This window comes from Paenibacillus cellulositrophicus, from assembly GCF_009363095.1.
GTDB classification, from domain to species: domain Bacteria; phylum Bacillota; class Bacilli; order Paenibacillales; family Paenibacillaceae; genus Paenibacillus_AQ; species Paenibacillus_AQ favisporus.
In genome coordinates, this window is sequence record NZ_CP045295.1 from 505497 (window position 1) to 522268 (window position 16772).

General features: G+C 47.8%; 18 protein-coding genes and 1 pseudogene. 9 read left to right on the top strand and 10 right to left on the bottom strand.

Features of this window, described 5'->3' with window-relative positions; all coding sequences use genetic code 11:
• Positions 1-12: 12 nt before the first annotated feature.
• The gene (locus tag GCU45_RS02175; protein ID WP_076164694.1) at positions 13-342 is read right to left on the bottom strand and encodes a PadR family transcriptional regulator; all 330 of its coding nucleotides are present in this window, start codon (positions 340-342) and stop codon (positions 13-15) included.
• 349 nt (positions 343-691) lie between these two features.
• Positions 692-1495 carry a helix-turn-helix transcriptional regulator gene (locus GCU45_RS02180; RefSeq protein WP_167527065.1) on the bottom strand — a complete coding sequence of 268 codons (804 nt, stop codon included), beginning with the start codon at positions 1493-1495 and terminating at the stop codon, positions 692-694.
• A 151-nt stretch (positions 1496-1646) separates the two neighbouring features.
• Here GCU45_RS02180 and GCU45_RS02185 point away from each other — a divergent pair, with 151 nt between their 5' ends.
• A complete protein-coding gene (locus GCU45_RS02185) occupies positions 1647-3119 on the top strand; it encodes an MFS transporter (RefSeq protein WP_152397894.1) in 1473 nt (490 codons plus the stop codon).
• A gap of 5 nt (positions 3120-3124) precedes the next feature.
• A complete protein-coding gene (locus tag GCU45_RS02190; protein ID WP_152397895.1) occupies positions 3125-3502 on the top strand; it encodes a VOC family protein in 378 nt (125 codons plus the stop codon).
• A 166-nt stretch (positions 3503-3668) separates the two neighbouring features.
• On the opposite strand, the gene GCU45_RS02195 is transcribed toward GCU45_RS02190, so the two are convergent.
• The 3 genes from GCU45_RS02195 to GCU45_RS02205 all read right to left on the bottom strand — a co-directional run bounded on the left by GCU45_RS02195 (position 3669) and on the right by GCU45_RS02205 (position 5057).
• The gene (locus tag GCU45_RS02195) at positions 3669-4295 is read right to left on the bottom strand and encodes an NADPH-dependent F420 reductase (protein WP_152397896.1); all 627 of its coding nucleotides are present in this window, start codon (positions 4293-4295) and stop codon (positions 3669-3671) included.
• A gap of 3 nt (positions 4296-4298) precedes the next feature.
• Positions 4299-4598 carry an antibiotic biosynthesis monooxygenase family protein gene (locus GCU45_RS02200; RefSeq protein WP_152397897.1) on the bottom strand — a complete coding sequence of 100 codons (300 nt, stop codon included), beginning with the start codon at positions 4596-4598 and terminating at the stop codon, positions 4299-4301.
• Positions 4599-4703: 105 nt separating this feature from the next.
• Positions 4704-5057 carry a winged helix-turn-helix transcriptional regulator gene (locus GCU45_RS02205; RefSeq protein ID WP_152397898.1) on the bottom strand — a complete coding sequence of 118 codons (354 nt, stop codon included), beginning with the start codon at positions 5055-5057 and terminating at the stop codon, positions 4704-4706.
• A 389-nt stretch (positions 5058-5446) separates the two neighbouring features.
• On the opposite strand from GCU45_RS02205, the pseudogene GCU45_RS02210 reads away from it, so the two are divergent.
• Positions 5447-5903 (top strand): annotated as a pseudogene (locus GCU45_RS02210) (carboxymuconolactone decarboxylase family protein).
• 30 nt (positions 5904-5933) lie between these two features.
• Here GCU45_RS02210 and GCU45_RS02215 read toward each other — a convergent pair.
• Positions 5934-6266: a winged helix-turn-helix transcriptional regulator gene (locus tag GCU45_RS02215; RefSeq protein ID WP_152397899.1), complete on the bottom strand. Its 333-nt coding sequence runs from the start codon at positions 6264-6266 to the stop codon at positions 5934-5936.
• A gap of 126 nt (positions 6267-6392) precedes the next feature.
• On the opposite strand from GCU45_RS02215, the gene GCU45_RS02220 reads away from it, so the two are divergent.
• A complete protein-coding gene (locus GCU45_RS02220; protein WP_152397900.1) occupies positions 6393-7289 on the top strand; it encodes an NmrA/HSCARG family protein in 897 nt (298 codons plus the stop codon).
• A gap of 31 nt (positions 7290-7320) precedes the next feature.
• On the opposite strand, the gene GCU45_RS02225 is transcribed toward GCU45_RS02220, so the two are convergent.
• Positions 7321-8214, bottom strand: coding sequence for a phosphotransferase enzyme family protein (locus tag GCU45_RS02225; RefSeq protein ID WP_167527066.1), 894 nt, complete (start codon positions 8212-8214; stop codon positions 7321-7323).
• 124 nt (positions 8215-8338) lie between these two features.
• On the opposite strand from GCU45_RS02225, the gene GCU45_RS02230 reads away from it, so the two are divergent.
• Entirely contained in the window at positions 8339-9802 is a 1464-nt protein-coding gene (locus tag GCU45_RS02230; protein WP_244364394.1) for an alkaline phosphatase family protein, read from the top strand.
• A gap of 189 nt (positions 9803-9991) precedes the next feature.
• Positions 9992-10867, top strand: coding sequence for an aminoglycoside phosphotransferase family protein (locus GCU45_RS02235; RefSeq protein ID WP_152397902.1), 876 nt, complete (start codon positions 9992-9994; stop codon positions 10865-10867).
• Between the two features lie 139 nt (positions 10868-11006).
• On the opposite strand, the gene GCU45_RS02240 is transcribed toward GCU45_RS02235, so the two are convergent.
• Positions 11007-11912 carry a LysR family transcriptional regulator gene (locus GCU45_RS02240; RefSeq protein ID WP_152397903.1) on the bottom strand — a complete coding sequence of 302 codons (906 nt, stop codon included), beginning with the start codon at positions 11910-11912 and terminating at the stop codon, positions 11007-11009.
• Positions 11913-12050: 138 nt separating this feature from the next.
• On the opposite strand from GCU45_RS02240, the gene GCU45_RS02245 reads away from it, so the two are divergent.
• Positions 12051-13070: an alpha/beta fold hydrolase gene (locus tag GCU45_RS02245; protein ID WP_152402721.1), complete on the top strand. Its 1020-nt coding sequence runs from the start codon at positions 12051-12053 to the stop codon at positions 13068-13070.
• A 94-nt stretch (positions 13071-13164) separates the two neighbouring features.
• On the opposite strand, the gene GCU45_RS02250 is transcribed toward GCU45_RS02245, so the two are convergent.
• Entirely contained in the window at positions 13165-13980 is an 816-nt protein-coding gene (locus tag GCU45_RS02250; RefSeq protein ID WP_152397904.1) for a nucleotidyltransferase family protein, read from the bottom strand.
• A gap of 334 nt (positions 13981-14314) precedes the next feature.
• Here GCU45_RS02250 and GCU45_RS02255 point away from each other — a divergent pair, with 334 nt between their 5' ends.
• Positions 14315-15535, top strand: a complete 1221-nt coding sequence (locus GCU45_RS02255; protein ID WP_167372861.1) for an MFS transporter — start codon at positions 14315-14317, stop codon at positions 15533-15535.
• Positions 15536-15635: 100 nt separating this feature from the next.
• Here GCU45_RS02255 and GCU45_RS02260 read toward each other — a convergent pair whose 3' ends face one another.
• Complete coding sequence (locus tag GCU45_RS02260; protein WP_152402723.1) at positions 15636-16040, bottom strand: hypothetical protein; 405 nt, start codon at positions 16038-16040, stop codon at positions 15636-15638.
• Positions 16041-16311: 271 nt separating this feature from the next.
• On the opposite strand from GCU45_RS02260, the gene GCU45_RS34530 reads away from it, so the two are divergent.
• The gene (locus tag GCU45_RS34530; protein ID WP_425281282.1) at positions 16312-16764 is read left to right on the top strand and encodes a CBO0543 family protein; all 453 of its coding nucleotides are present in this window, start codon (positions 16312-16314) and stop codon (positions 16762-16764) included.
• Positions 16765-16772 lie beyond the last annotated feature (8 nt).

Sequence of the window (16772 nt, forward strand, 5' to 3'; positions counted from 1 at the left end):
CGTCGACTCCCCTTATAACAAGTTTTCAAGCACACGCTTGGCGTACTCCCAGTTGCTTTTGTTGCGCTCGTACGTCTCCTTGCCCTTCTCGGTAATTCGAAAATATTTGCGCCGTCCGCCCTGCGATTCATCGCCCCAATACCACTCGATATCTCCGTCCCCTTCAAGCCTCCGGACGCTGGAATACATCGTGGCTTCCTTTAGTTCGTACTCGCCTCCCGAACGTTCGGCAATCAGCTTGACAATTTCATAACCGTAGCGGTCCGCTTCGGATAATAATCGTAAAATCATCGTGTCGGTATGGCCTCGCAGCAGGTCGGATGTGATTTTGTTGTCACTCATACAATCACCTCCATATCTGCATAATACAATACACTACTGTGACTGTCAAGGTAGTTAATTTATTAAAACACTTCTGATCAGTCATCAGGTTTACATAATTAAATTATGGTTAACTGAAGTTGTTTTAAATCCACGATTGTTGAATGAGCTTATATTGTCACAACATAAAAAGCCCAAACATTGCGGCTATGAAGGATGCACTGAACCACTCCGCTTTTCCACTGACCCCAATGAGTGAGGCAGGTATTAATGCCTGCGATCGCTGATTCCACTGGATACATCCGCCAAGGAGCATCTGAAGTCCTATACTTGCTGACATTCAAACGATGGAAGGATCTTGATTAAAAGGTTATTGTGTATCCGCTTGAACCGGGATATATACAGTCATTTTCAAGTCGGGGCAATCGGCAACCGTAAGCGACTGGTGCTCGAAAGCGAGTTCACCGAGCCTTGGGTGATTGAACCTTTTAAGTCCCAGCGGGATACCAAGCACTTCATGATGATCCCACCATTGATTGAACATTTCGCTCGTCTTCTTGAGCAGATCAACCAACTCTTCGAACGAAGGATCGCCAATATGCTGTCCGTAGCTGGTCCGAAATTGGGCCAAGAGGCTCTGGGCTACATGCGGCCAGTCCGGAAGCAAATCGGGGTAATCGGGACGGGCAAACATTCGCCACAAACTGTTTCTTTCCAGAACGTTCATCCGGTTAAAGTCGCCAAACAGCTCGCAAGCCGCATGATTCCAAGCAAGCGTGTCCCATCGGGGTCCTCTTATGTAAGCGGGAAAAGGCTCTAATTTATCCAGCATGCGATGCAGGGACGGATCCACGTGAATGTCGGACAACCAATCCTTGGCGGGCGGGCGGTGCTCCGCAAGCGTATACAAATGCAGCAGCTCGTACCGGTTCAATTGGAGCGCTTCGCCCAAACTGTCCAGCACCTGTGCAGAAGGCCGGACATCCCGCCCCTGTTCCAGCCACGTATACCATATGTTGCTGACCCCGGCGATGTCCGCCACTTCTTCACGACGAAGTCCCTTGGCCCGCCGATGCGGTGCGCTTTGGATACCAAGGTCGGCCGGGGATATGCGCGTTCGGCGCGATTTTAAGAATGCCCCTAACTCTTTGCGGCGTTTCAAATCTTCTTCCATGCTCTTCCCTCCGCTCCATCTGCATATGAAATCATTTTTCACGTGCATTCTTGCTAGGTATTATTTTTTATAATCGTATAAACGGTATTCTTACGAAAAGATCTTTTTCATCTAGGATAGGGATATAACTTGATGGAGAAAGGTGATTGAAATGACCAAGACTAGTAGAGAGAGCGTCGATTCTCGCAGATGGTGGGCTTTGGCTGTGGTATTGGCAGCGACATTTATGGCTTTGCTTGATTCTTTTATCGTTAACGTTGCGATTCCATCCATCCAAGCCGATTTACAGGCAAGCGCCTCGGACATTCAGTTTATTCTCGCGGGCTATACGCTGGCTTATGCTGTTCTGCTCATTACCGGGAGCCGGCTCGGCGATATGTTTGGGCGAAAACGACTGTTTCTCATAGGGATGCTGGGATTCGTAGTCGCTTCGGCGCTATGCGGTGCGGCTCCCTCCTCGCTGTACCTGATCCTGTTTCGCGTGCTTCAGGGCATAACAGCGGCGGCCATGATGCCGCAAGTGCTCGCTATGATCCAAGTGAGTTTTCCAGAGCATGAAAAAGCGAAAGCCATCGGTTTGTATGGTGCGACCATCGGCATCGCCACCGTATCCGGGCAGCTGCTCGGAGGTTACCTTATCAGCCAAAATCTGTTCGGCTTGGGATGGCGTTCCGTGTTTCTCGTGAACGTCCCGATTGGTGCAGCTGCGTTACTGGCCGGAATCCCGCTGCTTCAAGAGTCGCGCACCCCTTCAGCCAAACGGCTTGATCTGGTCGGCGCAATCATTTTAACGGCAAGCCTGCTGGCGCTGGCGTTTCCTCTTGTGCAAGGCCGTGAGGCCGGATGGCCCGTATGGTCGTTCATCTTGCTTGCCTGTTTTCCGGCAGGGTTGACATTGTTTATTATATATGAGCGCAAAATGCTTGAAAATGGAAAATCGCCACTGCTCTCCCCTTCACTTTTTCGGGATCGTTCCTTTAGCCTCGGCATATCGCTCATACTCGTCTTTTATGCGATCGCTTCGGCATTGTTCTTTACGTTGGCCGTTATGCTACAGCAGGGATTCGGCTATTCTGCTTTAACGTCGGGGTTAACCTATTTGCCTTTGGGAATCGGCTTCTTCCTCGCCTCACTGGCATCACCTAAGCTCGTGAGCAGGTTCGGACCGGCTGTTCTGTTGGTCGGAGCTATAATTACGGCAGGCGGCATCGGTTACACTTTGGAAATTGTCCATCATCACGGCGGTCATCTGGTTTGGATGGCGCTTTGGCCGAGCTTGTTCGTTATTGGCATTGGGCAAGGCACCTGCGCAGCTCCGCTCATCGGAACCATTCTGTCCAAGGTCCGTCAGGTGAATATCGGGGCGGCTTCCGGGGTTTTGACGACTGCAACCCAGCTCAGCACCGCGCTGGGCGTATGTTTCGTCGGAATCTTCTTCTATCGAGCATTGGATATTTCAGCTTTGCCTGATGCGCAGGCCCGTTATGCACACGCCTTTACCATCGCGCTGGAATTTGTTTTGATCTTGTCCGTCATCTATGCGTTCCTGCTCATCTTCTTACTGAAAGCGGGACAGCAACGGCACCCTGAAAAAGCTGTCAGCGCTTCGGGGCAGAGGGGTTGATTCGTATGGCCAGCTACCTGAATCAAATCCGTTTTAATGATATCCCAGTATCAAATCTGGAGTATTCGCTTGAATGGTATCAATCCTATCTCGGATTTGATGTTCAATATAAAAATGACGATATCGGAATATTACGTCTGGAGCGCGGTCCAGGATTAATTCTTATCAGATCTGATAACAGGTCATCCAATGGAAAAATAAACATGGAAGGAAAAGCTGTTCCTATGATCGGATTCGAGACTTACCAAATCGATAAGCTCTATCGTATTCTTCGTGCAAAAGGTGTTCCGGTTTCACCCATCCGCGATGAAAGCATTGGCCGCCTCTTTGGGTTTCTTGACCCTGATGGAAATATGTACTCTGTCCTGAAATGTAATCTATAAAAGCCAGTAGGCGCATGAAGCCCGATTAACATTAGGTTAATCGGCTTTTATAATATTGTCCTCCCCTGCCTCTTCAAGGGCCTATGGTTAAAAAACGAAAAAGCCGCAGTTAGGCGGCTTTTGTAAGTGAACGTTCTTGTCGTCATACACGGCTAACGCACCCCTTTTATCGTTTCACCAGTGCAAATGCGAACGAAGTGCCCCAGCCTTCTTTTATAGCGAGATGGATCCATAACCAGGCCAACTCCTCGAGCTGCCTAGAAATATGCAGTTTGCCGGCACATACTGCATTGAATCCAATTTCCCTGGCCAATTTTATGGCGGTTTCGACCGCTTCTTGTTCGTCCCCTGCTGCAAACATCAGCGTTTTTGAGGTTTCATAATGAGGATGGATCATATTGTCTGCACCGGTTTGATTAAAACATTTTACGACGCGTGCCCCATTCGCCCATATAGCGATTTGTTCGGCTCCCGAAAGGCCCTGTTCAAAATCCAGTCCGCTAAAGTCAAGTTTGATTGGGTTTGTACAGTCAATTAAAATCTTTCCGTCCCAGTCAGGGATCAATTCCACCGTTTCCTTTACTGCTTGCCAAGGTACAGCCAATAAAGTCACCGCGGTGTCCCTTACTGCTTTTTCTATGTTGGTAAGCTGTGTGTTTCCTGATTCGCGCAAATCCCGGTAACGGCTGCTTTCAGGGTTACGAACACCGTAAACTACGCGATGTCCTGCAACCTGAAATGCATTTCCTAACGCTCTTCCCACATTCCCTGCCCCTATGACACTAATGTTCATGGCTCAAACCTCCCTTTCAATCATGCGATAATGTTTCATCTCTAAGATCGCACTGAAATAAGGTTTGACCAATGCAAAAAAATGTTGAAAATCCGGACTCGTCCGGAATCCCTGCATGTGTCCCTCTACAGAGTCCCATTCGATTCTGACGATAAAGTGATTGGGTTCCTCAACACCTCGGATCACTTCGTAAGATAAGCAATGCTCCGAACTTTTCAGATAGTCTCCTGCCTCCTTATACGCTTGTACAAAATGCTCCGATGACTCTGGTGGGATATGATAACGAATGATTTCAACTACCATATAAGAATGCTCCTCCTTTGTAAATTTTTGCTATATAAGAATAATACGGGAGCATTAAATGTCTTACAATAAGGCACATTTTTGTTCGTTGATCTTATCAACTGCTTACGGTTCGCCGGATACATGCATGTCTCTCACCTGCAAGTCGTATTCCCGGCTCCGCCTTTTCCCCCATTCACACATCAGCTCAAGAATCGGCTCGATGCTTTTACCGTACTCGGTAAGCGAATATTCCACTTTCCTTAGACGTTCATCATAAACGGATCTCTGAATGAGCCCGTCCCGCTCCAACTCCTTCAGTTGAAGGGTAAGAATCCGCTGCGTAATGTTTGGCATCTTATGCTGAAGCTGGCTATAACGCAACGTTTGCTTGGACAAATAACGTAGAATTACCGTCTTCCATTTCCCCCCTACAACATCTAAGGTCACTTCTACTGGGCAGTTATATATTTTGGTCATAACACGGTCCTCCTGTCAGCAGGTTTTTTTCATTAATCCCCTATGGAATCCAGCATCATCAAACTTAATCAAGGCGATCGCTCATATACTATATTTTTACATTTGGTCTCTCAGACTAATTGGCAATGAGGACGAAACACTCGGGCAGGAAGCGGATCCGACATCGGTCGGCGGTCCTTGGATGGACACTTGTCTTAAGAAGCCCATCTTCAGAGACGTCTCATAAAAAAAACAAGTACAGAAATACTGACCGTAACTGTCAGGGAAAGCGAGATATGATTAGTCAGAAGTAAAGCTCTTTCCGATTCCTCCCTGTATTACTGGATTGGCTAAGGCATGAAACAGTATGCCTGAGCAAAAAAAATCAAACAAGAAAGAAGGAACTCTTTATGTCTCAACGGTTTGATATTCATCAGGTCATGAAATTAGCGCCGCAAGGAGTTAAGCTTCTAGGTGAGCTGGATGCGTATACGAAATCGACAGATCTTGATCCAAAGCTTCGCGAACTGGTCATATTCAGAGCATCGCAAATTAACGGATGTGTATACTGCCTTTCTTATCATGCAGCTGATGCCCGGAAGTTAGGGGAATCCGAAATGAGGCTGTATTGTCTCAGTGAGTGCATGGGAAGAAAGCAACCTTTACACGGAAATGGAGAAGGCAGCGTTAGAGCTTACAGAGCATATAACATTGCTGCCCTCGCTTAAAGTGCCGGATGATGTATATCATAATGTCAGGAAGTACTTTTCGGAAACTCAGTACATACATCTAACGATGTTAATCATGATGATCAATAGTTGGAACCGGATGTCGATTGCGATGGGATTCCTTCCGGAAGCAGAATGAGTCACAAGTAAATTAAGGGGGATCACCTTTTTATTCATTTGGGGTGGAGCCCCATTTTTCTCCCCATTGGCGCATTTGAAAAAGTACTTCCCTATACTCTCTACCTTTTTCCGTTAAAGAGTACTCGACGCTAATAGGATTTGTTGGGTAAACCTGACGATTTACGATTTTATAATGTTCTAAATGCCGCAAAATATCGGTTAAAGATTTGATGCTGATGGTGCTCAAATTTCGGCGCAGCTGATTAAAGCGCTGAGGACCATAATACAATTGAGAGATTACCAGGAACGCCCATTTGCTGCCTATCACTTGTAACGCTTCGTTAACCGCGGATAGGCATTTTTGTTCATCACTTGAGTTCAAGCAATCACTTCCTCACAAATTACTTACTATTCGTAAGTATAACTCAACAAAGTGACTCCTTACAAAGAAATCATATATGATTTACACTTTCAATTAGTAATTCCATTACCTTGAAGGAGGAAGCATATGACTACACTTCAGAAGACGATTTTGGTTCTAGGAGCCACAGGCCAGCAAGGGGGTGCGGCAGCGTCACATCTGCTTGCCGATGGCTGGCAGGTGCGTGCTTTCACCCGTGATCCTTCAAGTAAGGCAGCCCAAACCCTTGCTCAAGCGGGTGCTCAATTGTTCCGGGGGGATTTGGGAGATCGCGCATCGCTGGATGCTGCCATGCAAGGAGTGCATGGGGTCTTCAGTGTTCAACCACCTACGTGGGAGCCTAGCGATGCAAGAACAGCCGAAGAAATTCGTTGGGGTAAAAATGCAGCCGATGCGGCGAAAGATGCCGGGGTTCAGCATTTCGTTTATTCATCGAATAGCGGTGCTGACGTACAGTCCCGCTTTCGTTATTTTGCCAAGTGGGAAATTGAACAATACATTAAGAGGCTTGGCCTTCCTGCAACGATCTTGCGCCCGTCGGGATTTATGGAAAGTTACGCCAGTCCGTTTTACGGTATTCAGCATGGGACATTGGCTGAAGCCACCAACCCGGACGTGCCTGTATATTGCATAGCTGTGGATGACATCGGTGCATTCGTCAAGCTGGCCTTCAAACATCCTGGCAAATTTCTGGGCAAGACGATCGAAATCGCCGGTGATGCACGGACTCCGCCTAGCATTGCCGCAGCCATCACTCGTGCGACAGGCCGCCCGATAAGGTATGTCCAAATTCCTATTGAAACGATACGTCAGCACAACGAAACCTTGGCGCGGATCTATGAATGGCTAAACGGGGGCGGCTACGAAGTCGATCTTCCAACATTGCGCAGCCTACACCCTGGTCTTATGGATTTTGACACTTGGTTGGAGAAGAAAGGGAAAGCGATGTTCGAAGTGCTTTTTCAAACGAACCAAACCAATTAAAGTTTATCTTCTTGAAGTCTAACAGCCGCATTTAACGGAACGGGACGGCGTCCTGTCCCATCAACGGTGAACGCTCTAACAATTTCCGGATAATCCAGCCGTCGTCCCAAGTTCCTTCCTTCAGGTGCCTGCATGCATTCTCAATCAGCCCCGCCCACCACATGGGCGTGATCAATTCCCACTCCTCCAGCTCAAGAGGTGATACTTCATCATACCCATAAATGACCTCGTCGTACTTTCCCCGCCAAGAAAGAGCAAAGTCGCCTACTCGATGATCCCAGTGCGCAAGCTCAAAATCGAGTATGCCGGAGAGCTTCCCATCCTGGAATCGCAGGTTCCAGGGTGTAAAATCCCCGTGGATCACGATCCCGGGTCTGGAATGAAGTTTCAGCTCCTCCACCCGCCTGCGGGCACGCTCCAAATGCCACCACAGAATTCGTATTTCCTCAGGGTGCTGCTTTTCATTTCGTGACAGCAATCGATCTAGCTCGGAGTCAAATAGAATCTCTTCGCACCGCCGCCAATCCTTGCGCTGACCGATTCCACTGAGTTTGCCAAGGTCAGAGTGAAACTGGGCCATAAGCCGCCCCCTTGCACGCTGTTCGGCCGCCCGGTTGTCAACAGATGGCGGTTCACCGTAAAGATAAGGGAATAACCCCCAGATTTGCCCCTCCAACTCGAACGGCCCTTCAATAACGGCTGCCACAGGCCATCCAAGCCCAGCTATGCTTTTAAGCAAATTCACCTCATAATCGATCTCATCCAAATGGGTTTCTTTGTACCAACGTCGTAATACAAGGTGGTCATTCTTGAAATTCACCAGCCAGTGCTGGTTGAGTCTCCCACCCAATGAAGAGGCCACTTTGATATGAAACTGTTCAAAAAGCTTATCTAATGGCAGCGCCAAATCCGCACGATCGCTCACTTCGACTCCCCCTTCTATCGGATGTCATCCTACATAACATTCCGCTTGCCGAATATTTTGAATACTGATAGCAAATAATGTGGCTTAAGAATAGGCTTGCAGAAAAAATTGGCAGGTGAACAGGTTGCAGCACATTATCTTCATTTGTGTCGATACGTTAATGAGCCAGTCGATTGATAAGGGAATCGAGCAAAACAAACTTCCAACTTTTCAGTTCTTGATGGAACACGGTCAATACTATAAGAATGTCGTCACCTCATTTCCCACCATGTCCGTGTCGATTGACTGCACGCTGCTGACGGGAACGTATCCGGATGAACATCGTGTACCGGGACTGGTCTGGTACTCAGCACAAGATAAAAAAGTCATTAATTATGGCAGCGGATTTTGGGAAATCTACAGGAACGGAATCAACCAATATTTGAATGATGCCTTAATCCGTATGAACGGCGACCACTTGAATCCGCAAATACCGACCATTTTTGAAGAATTGGACCGTATGGGGTTACAATCGGGGTCCATTAATGGTTTGATCTATCGGGGAAGCGCGGATCACCAGCTGAATTTTCCTTTTTGGCTTCATATGCCGACAGCATTACCTAAAAATATCACGGTCAAAGGTCCGGATTTGTTTGCCTATGGAGCATTCTCAAATCCGTTGAAAAGCGTGAAAAGTTTGCCGGTGAGCCCCATCGGTAAGTTCGGCTTTAACAATGAATATTCGCTCGGAATGGTGACTCATCTCATTCAAAATGGGCAATTGCCTGATTTTCTATATGTCTATTTCCCCGATCTGGACCAAAAAATACATAAAAAAGGGCCGTCGGATTTGGATGGCGTGATCCGCACCGATCACCAATTGAAGATCTTGCTGCAGGCATTTGGTTCACCGGAAGAGGCTCTGGAAAAAGCCGTAATCATCATCATGGGGGATAACGGAATGGCTCACGTCCACCCGAAAAATCGCCAACCGGTCATTGATTTAGGGCAAATCTTGAACGAATACCGCATTTTACGGCAGGGTGACACCGTCACGGACCAGACCGAGCTTATTCTTGCCATCAATGATAGAATGGCTTATCTGTATAAGCTAACCTCTCAATATTCTTTTGAGCAAATATCAGAGGTATTGAAGGCTGACCCGAGAATCGATATATTGGCTTGGAAAGATGATGATTGGATTCGCGTTGTTCGATCAGGATCATCCAAGAAATTCGCCTATCGGTCACAAGGAGACTTGGTTGATCCCTATCATCAATCATGGACATTGGCCGATGATCCCGAAGTGCTTGATTTACAAATCAATACCCAAAAGAACACGGTTGACTATGGACATTATCCCGATGTTCTTCGGCGATTGTCCGCTGCCTTACATTCACATCATGGGGAATACATGGTCGTAACCGCAAAGCCGGGATATGAATTGAAGTATGGCAGTTCACCCACCCATATAGGAGGCGCAGGGCACGGGGGCATAAGTCAAGCGGAGTCGCTCGTTCCTCTAATGATTGCCGGTACAGACCATAAACCGGAGTCACTGCGGGTTGTTGATTTAAAATCTTATTTTCTTCAACTTTTAAAGGATTGAGCTGATTATAACATTGCTCTGCCCCAGGGTGACTGGTCTGATTTCATAGAGACATGATCAAAAATAACGATAGCCGGGCTTACATGTCCCGGTTTTTTTACGTTCTTATTTCTCGGTCTCTCCAACCCTTGAGGAGATGCAGATGAAAGGTTATAATTTGATTACCATTTTTTAGAAAGCGGTGAGAAGATGGAGATTACCTGTGAGCTGGTACGCCGATTAATCGATAGCCAATTTCCGGAATGGGCGAATTTAGAGATAAAGCCTGTAGAAAAAAGCGGCCACGATAACCGTACCTTCCGGCTTGGCAGTGAAATGACCGTCCGTTTACCAAGTCATGAACGCTACGCCTCGGCTGTTGAAAAAGAACTAACCTGGCTTCCCGTTTTCAAGCCGCTTCTTTCCGTCCCCATTCCGGTTCCGGTTGCAAAAGGAGCGCCCACGGACGAATATCCTCTTCCCTGGTCCGTTAACCGTTGGATTGAAGGCGACACGGTCACGCACAACAACATATCCGATCACAACCAATTTGCCGAAGACCTCGCCAGTTTTTTACAAGAGTTGGAGGCGATCGACGCAAGCCGCGGCGTCCCGGCAGGGGTCCAGAACTTTCATCGAGGGGGGAATCTTGCGGTATATGATGATGATACAAGAACGATCATCGAAAAGCTATCCGGGCAATACGATCACAAGCTGCTAACGGAAATATGGGAGCTTGCCCTTGCGACAACATACCAATCAGAGCCGCTATGGCTGCATGGTGATGTTGCCGTAGGCAATTTGCTCGTGAGGGATGGACGACTGTGCGGTGTTATTGATTTTGGAACGATGGGCGTAGGCGATCCTTCGAGCGACCTGGTGATGGCCTGGAACTTTTTTGATGAAGTCAGCCGCGACCTGTTCCTGAAACGGATGGATTTTGATGAGGACACCATTCATCGCGCTCGCGGCTGGGCCCTATGGAAAGGGCTCATCACCTATGATTGGAATGAAAAGGGCTCGGAAGCTGCGGATTGGGGAAAGCATGTGGTGGACACCATTGTCCAGGACTACAGGCGGTTGTAAGGAAGGAAACTTTATGCATCTAGCCAAGCGCTTCTACCCATAAGATACGTTGCCCCACGGTTCATCTTAACCAAACAAGTTCTTGTCTTTCGATAAAGACGAGAACTTGTTTTTTTTGTTAAATAAATCGCTCCGCGAACTACACGGCATGAATGGGGGAATCAGCAAGTACTTCCCTTGCCGTCTCGATAAAAGATTCTATGATTGGCGAAAGCCACTTGTCTTTATGCCATGACATCTGGGTATACACGTGCAGGTGAGGAATTTGCCATGGAAGAGCAACAAGTTCGCCCCGCTCAACTTCAGCTTCCACTACAATTTCAGGAAGAAAGGCAATACCGATTCCCGAAACGGCGCACTGTTTAATAGCTTCAGCACTTTGAAACTCTAAATACGTAATACTGTCTATCCCCTCTTTCTCAAATGACCGGTCGAACATGGTCCGATAGGGACAACCCTTTTCATTCGTCAGGAACACTTCTCCATGAAAATCTTCCAGCTGCAGCAGGTTTCTTTTGGCAAGAGGATGGTCGGGAGCAGCAAAAAGGCGGAAATTCTCTTCCACCAACGGGTCCACGGCAAGTCCGCTCGAGCGAATGGGTTCGTCCAGCATAAAGACGACGTCGGCAGTTCCCTCAAATAGTGCTTGCTTGAGCTCTAGATTTGGAACGGAGCGGAAGATCAGACGAACCCCCGGATGCTGCGAGCGAAATCGTTGAAAGACAGCTGGGAGCCGATAGGCGCACACGACCTCATTGGCACTGATCGTCAGGGTGCCGGTTAAATCTTCATTGTCATGAACGGCGCCGCGAGCTTCGTCCAGCTTGTCCAGAACACCTTGAATGTGAGTTAAAAAGCGTTTCCCCGCCGTCGTGAGAACAAGCTGCTTGCCCAAGCGGTCAAAGAGACGAACCCCAAGCTCATCTTCCAATGCTTTTATTTGCATCGTGACGTTGGAGGGGACGTAGTTTAGCACTTCCGCAGCCCGACTGAAATTCAATGTGGATGCAACCGTACGGAACGTATTCAGCTGGCGCAATTCCATCACACGCTCCCCTTTCATTTTCAAAAATATTGAACACTACTTTGAATTCTATTCACTTTTATTGAGAGTAACACAGAACTATACTGACAACAAGCAATACAATCTATTGGTTTCATTTTGAAAGGAGCAAACGATATGATGGATTATGAAATTTTTGATTTGGGTGACGTAACCTTGCAATCGGGAGTAACGTTACCGAGCGCATTTCTCGCTTATAAGACTTATGGCCGATTGAATGAAAATAAAGATAACGTCATCGTCTATCCGACTGCATTTGGCGACCAGCACGTTCAGAATGAATGGTTGATTGGGAACGGCATGGCATTGGATCCGCAGAAATATTTCATTATCGTTCCGAATCTATTGGGCAATGGACTATCTTCCTCTCCTAGCAACACGCCTCCTCCATTCGACAGAGCTAACTTTCCGCAGGTCACCGTCTATGACAACGTTCAATTCCAGCATCGGCTGGTGACTGAGAAGTTCGGCATTCCAAAGATCGCTCTCGTCGTTGGATGGTCCTTGGGAGGGATTCAGTCGTTCCAATGGGGGGCGAGTTATCCGGATATGGTGGAACGAATGGCGCCTATTGCCGGTATGGCCAAGACTTGGCCGCAAACATATTTGGTCCTGGAGGGAATGAAGGCTCCGCTCATGGCTGCCGTCGGATTCGATTCAAGTAAGCTAAACCAGTTGACTTCCGCTGACATGCGCGCCGTTGGCCATGTTTATGCGGGATGGGGATTATCGCAGGCGTTTTACAGAGAGGGGCTTTATCGGGAGATGGGATTTGACTCAGTGGCAGATTTTATGGCCGGCGTGTGGGAAGATAGCTTTATGAAAATGGATCCGCACAATGTCCTGGCCATGTTACGGACGGGAATACATGCAGATATTAGTGCGAACCCCACCTATAACGGGGATTTCGAGAAGGCGCTCAGAAGCATTCAAGCGCTCGCCTACGTCATGCCGGGGAGCACGGATCTTTTCTGCCCGGCGGACGACAACAAATACGAGGCTGAGCTTATGCCGCATGCCGTCTTTAAACCGATCGAGTCGATCTGGGGCCATTTTGCCGGCCGCGGAATCAACCCCGCCGATAATCAATTTATTGATGACAATCTAAAACGCCTGCTGGCGACAAGTACAAATGAATAGATCATTAAAATCATGACGCCTAATCGAACAAACCCTTGTGAGAGTAACAACAGCAGCCGATCCGTTGGATCGGCTGCTGTTGTGTTATGCTGCGCTATAGTTTCCGTTCGTTGAACGAGCTGCCATTGGAATTTTCTGAATAGATACCGTCAAGAAACTCGATGGAAACGCGTTCTGCTTCGTTCCTTGGTACAATTTCCGAACCTTGGCGCAGACGCTGGTACATCTGGATCGTATTTTTTAACGCATGATAGCAGCTTTCAAAGCTATGGATAGGGATCGTTCCTTGTAATTCCTCCATTTCCTTGAGGGCATATTTCTCGAGCTTTCGGACTCCTCTTGGGGAACGACCGTTGTGGATGAGAACCAATGGTCCTAACACTGTATTCCGCATAAATGTTATCGTATCGATCACTTCGAATAATTCGCCTCTCCCTAATTTTGCAGCACAGTAATGAACCCATACCCAGAAGCGATCTTCGATCCATTGAGGCTGAGGGGATGGGAAAGATGCACTTGTATTATTGAGTATTGTTGAAATTCCAGTACCTTTCTCCCAAAGAATCAGTGGGTTCTCGACCCGGGACTCGAGCTCTTCCAAATGAACAAATTTTAAATCGACATGGAGAGGGGCAGGTCCATATAAACAAATAAGCAATCGGGGTTCCCCAACATGCTCGCCTGTGAATGCAGACAGTAAATGACCAAGCCTTTCGGCAGATTGGATGCGTTGTTCCATGATCTCTTTTTGAAAAGCATCGTCGTAGACGATAATTAAATCCAGATCACTATACTCATCCATTTCTCCATACATCATAGATCCGCCCGCGAGCAGGCCCATAAAACGCTGATCTTTGCTTACATGTTCAATCGCTTGTTTAATGAATCGATCGTGTAAAGGTAACTTCATGCCAAGCACTCCTTAATTTGTGACCCATAAAATGGGTATTATTACAAAATAACATTTACAAAGATTGATCGTCAACTGTATGCCATTGTCAAGGATGCGGGCGGTCCCCTAAACTTTGAATCGTTCAAGTAACGTATGCCTCACATCTCCAGTGGCCTCCAAGTATAAGACAGCCTTGGCGGTTCTGAGAATGTTTTTCTCCCCCTCTCTTCCCTCTTTTTTTCATTTCATATAAAATGAATTAGCACTATGTAAGCAAATACATAGTTTCGCTTTACCGAAACTATGCGTTCGGCATTTTTTTCACATCGAGAAAGGATGACTTGCATTGAATGTGAACACTTCGTCCGTGCTCCATAACCGCTCATTTTTGCACTTATGGATTGCGCGGATTTTCTCGGCCAGCGCGTTTCAAATTTTGTCCGTCGTCATTGGTTGGCAGATGTACGCACTGACGGACAGCGCCTTTCAGCTCGGCTTTGTCGGGCTGGCCCAGTTCCTACCTATGCTGCTGCTGACGCTGCCGGCCGGGCAGACGGCGGACCGCTATGATCGCCGTACCATCGTCTATATTTGCCAACTCATGGAGTGCGCTGTCGTCGTCTTTCTCGTCATCAGCAGCATTGAGGGCTGGATCACCTCTGTCCATTTGTTGATCGCCGCTGCCATTCTCGGCGCTTGCCGTACCTTCGAAGGCCCGGCTTCCGCCGCCCTCGTGCCGGATATCGTCGACCGCGAGCAGCTGCCGCAGGCTGCCGCTTGGTCCGCTTCGGGGATGCAAACGGCGATGATCGTCGGCCCGTCGCTCGGAGGCGTACTCGTGATCTGGGGCATCTCTACGGCCTACATCACAACACTGGTCGCGCTCCTTATATCCGTCGTATTGATTTTCTTCGTGAAGACCGTTCATTTCGTTAAAAAGCTGGATGCCGTCGGGATCGACACCTTTTTCAGCGGTCTGCGGTTCGTATTCGCCCGTAAAATCATCCTGGGCACCATCTCGCTCGATCTGTTCGCCGTTCTGCTCGGCGGTGCGACGGCATTGCTGCCCATCTTTGCTGACGAAATCCTGAAAACCGGTCCGACCGGTCTCGGCCTGCTTCGCGCAGCGCCAGCAGTCGGCGCAATCGTTGTTTCGCTGATTCTCACGCGTATTTCGATTGAGAAAGCCATTGGCAAAACGCTGTTTGCCTCGCTCGTGGTGTTCGCCTTGGCGACCATCCTGTTTGGCATCTCCCGCAGCATCTGGCTTTCGCTCTTCGCGTTGTTTCTCACCGGCGCTGCCGACGTCGTCAGCGTCGTGATCCGTTCGACGCTTGTACAGGTGAACACGCCCCAAGAAATGCAGGGCCGGGTCAATGCCGTTAACTCGCTCTTCATCGGCACTTCCAATCAGCTCGGCGAATTCGAATCCGGTACGATGGCCGGGTTGGTCGGTGCCGTGCCGGCAACCATCATCGGCGGCGTTGGCACCCTAGCTGTTGCCGTAATCTGGATGTACTGGCTTTTCCCTGTTCTTCGGAACCTGAAGACGTACTCGACGGAAGAAGGGTAAAAAACTGCATTACATCTTACAATATAATAGAAGCATCTAAACTCAAAAAACCTTCAATCCATTCCACAACGGATTGAAGGTTTTCGCTTTGGTGCGGTTCTTATTCCTCTTCGCTTTCGCAAGTCACTTCAGTAAATATATTTAGTGGAAAAATGGTAGGCACTCTTCGGCCCGGGGTCTGGACAAACTCGACAAACCCCCGACCCACGCGGATTAATATCCCGTTCAGTTCGCCGATATCTTCTGCGGTGGCCGTCAAGTCAAAGGGTTTCGTCCGTATAACCCTTTCGTTCGTGACGATATAAAAGGAGGTTTGGATTGCGACTACAGTCTTGCCAACTGTAAACGAGGACTTGGTCACATTGGAGAGCTTGCCTGTCGTTTTGGTTAATCTTGGAAACCCGGGCTGGAACACCGTCACCGTTCGTCCCACAAGCGCCTGCAAGCGCTGCACCAATGTAATATTCTGTGGAGCGGGACAGCCGTGAATATTGTTGTTCCCCATCATATCTCCTCCTTAATCATCATAAGTTGACTCTATTAATGTATGCTGTCCCTATGGTAATGCTTGGGTAGAAACACGACCCGGCCAAAAGTATGATCTTTTTGGGGGACTAGTAATGCCCAACAAAAATAAAATCCGATTAGTCCTTGGCACCATCGCCGAGGGCTTTATACTGTCTTCAGTGAAGGGGGTTTATAATCATCTGAATCATCCCATAATGCTAATCAGGCACAGAACTGCGCCGGATCAAAATGGGAAGTGGTCAATAATCATGGTCTATGTACTTGTATTTTTTTTATTCCTGAACATTGTGTCTTTTGCTGTCCCCAAAAATTTAAGCAGGATTGAGGTTTATGCGACTTCCTTTTTTGCCTACGCATTCGGTCTTACCACGGATGTGGTGTTTGACCTGCACTATGATCTCTATGGTTATCTGTCGCCAGGTTTCCAGTGGCTATCTATGTTGGCGATTATCATGTATTTCCCGTCCGTCAGCTTTCTGTTCTTGAATTTCTTCCCTTTCCATAAGAGAATGCGGTCCAAAATCATATATATTTTAGCGTGTTCCGCATTTTCGATCAGCTTTGAATGGCTAACCTTGCAGACTGACTTTTTTTATTACAACGGTTGGAAGCTGTGGTATTCAGCTGTGTTATATCCCTTTATATTCTTAATTCTTGTATGTAATTTGAAACTCGTGAGAAGGCAAATAGCCAATCGTTAAGTGTATTT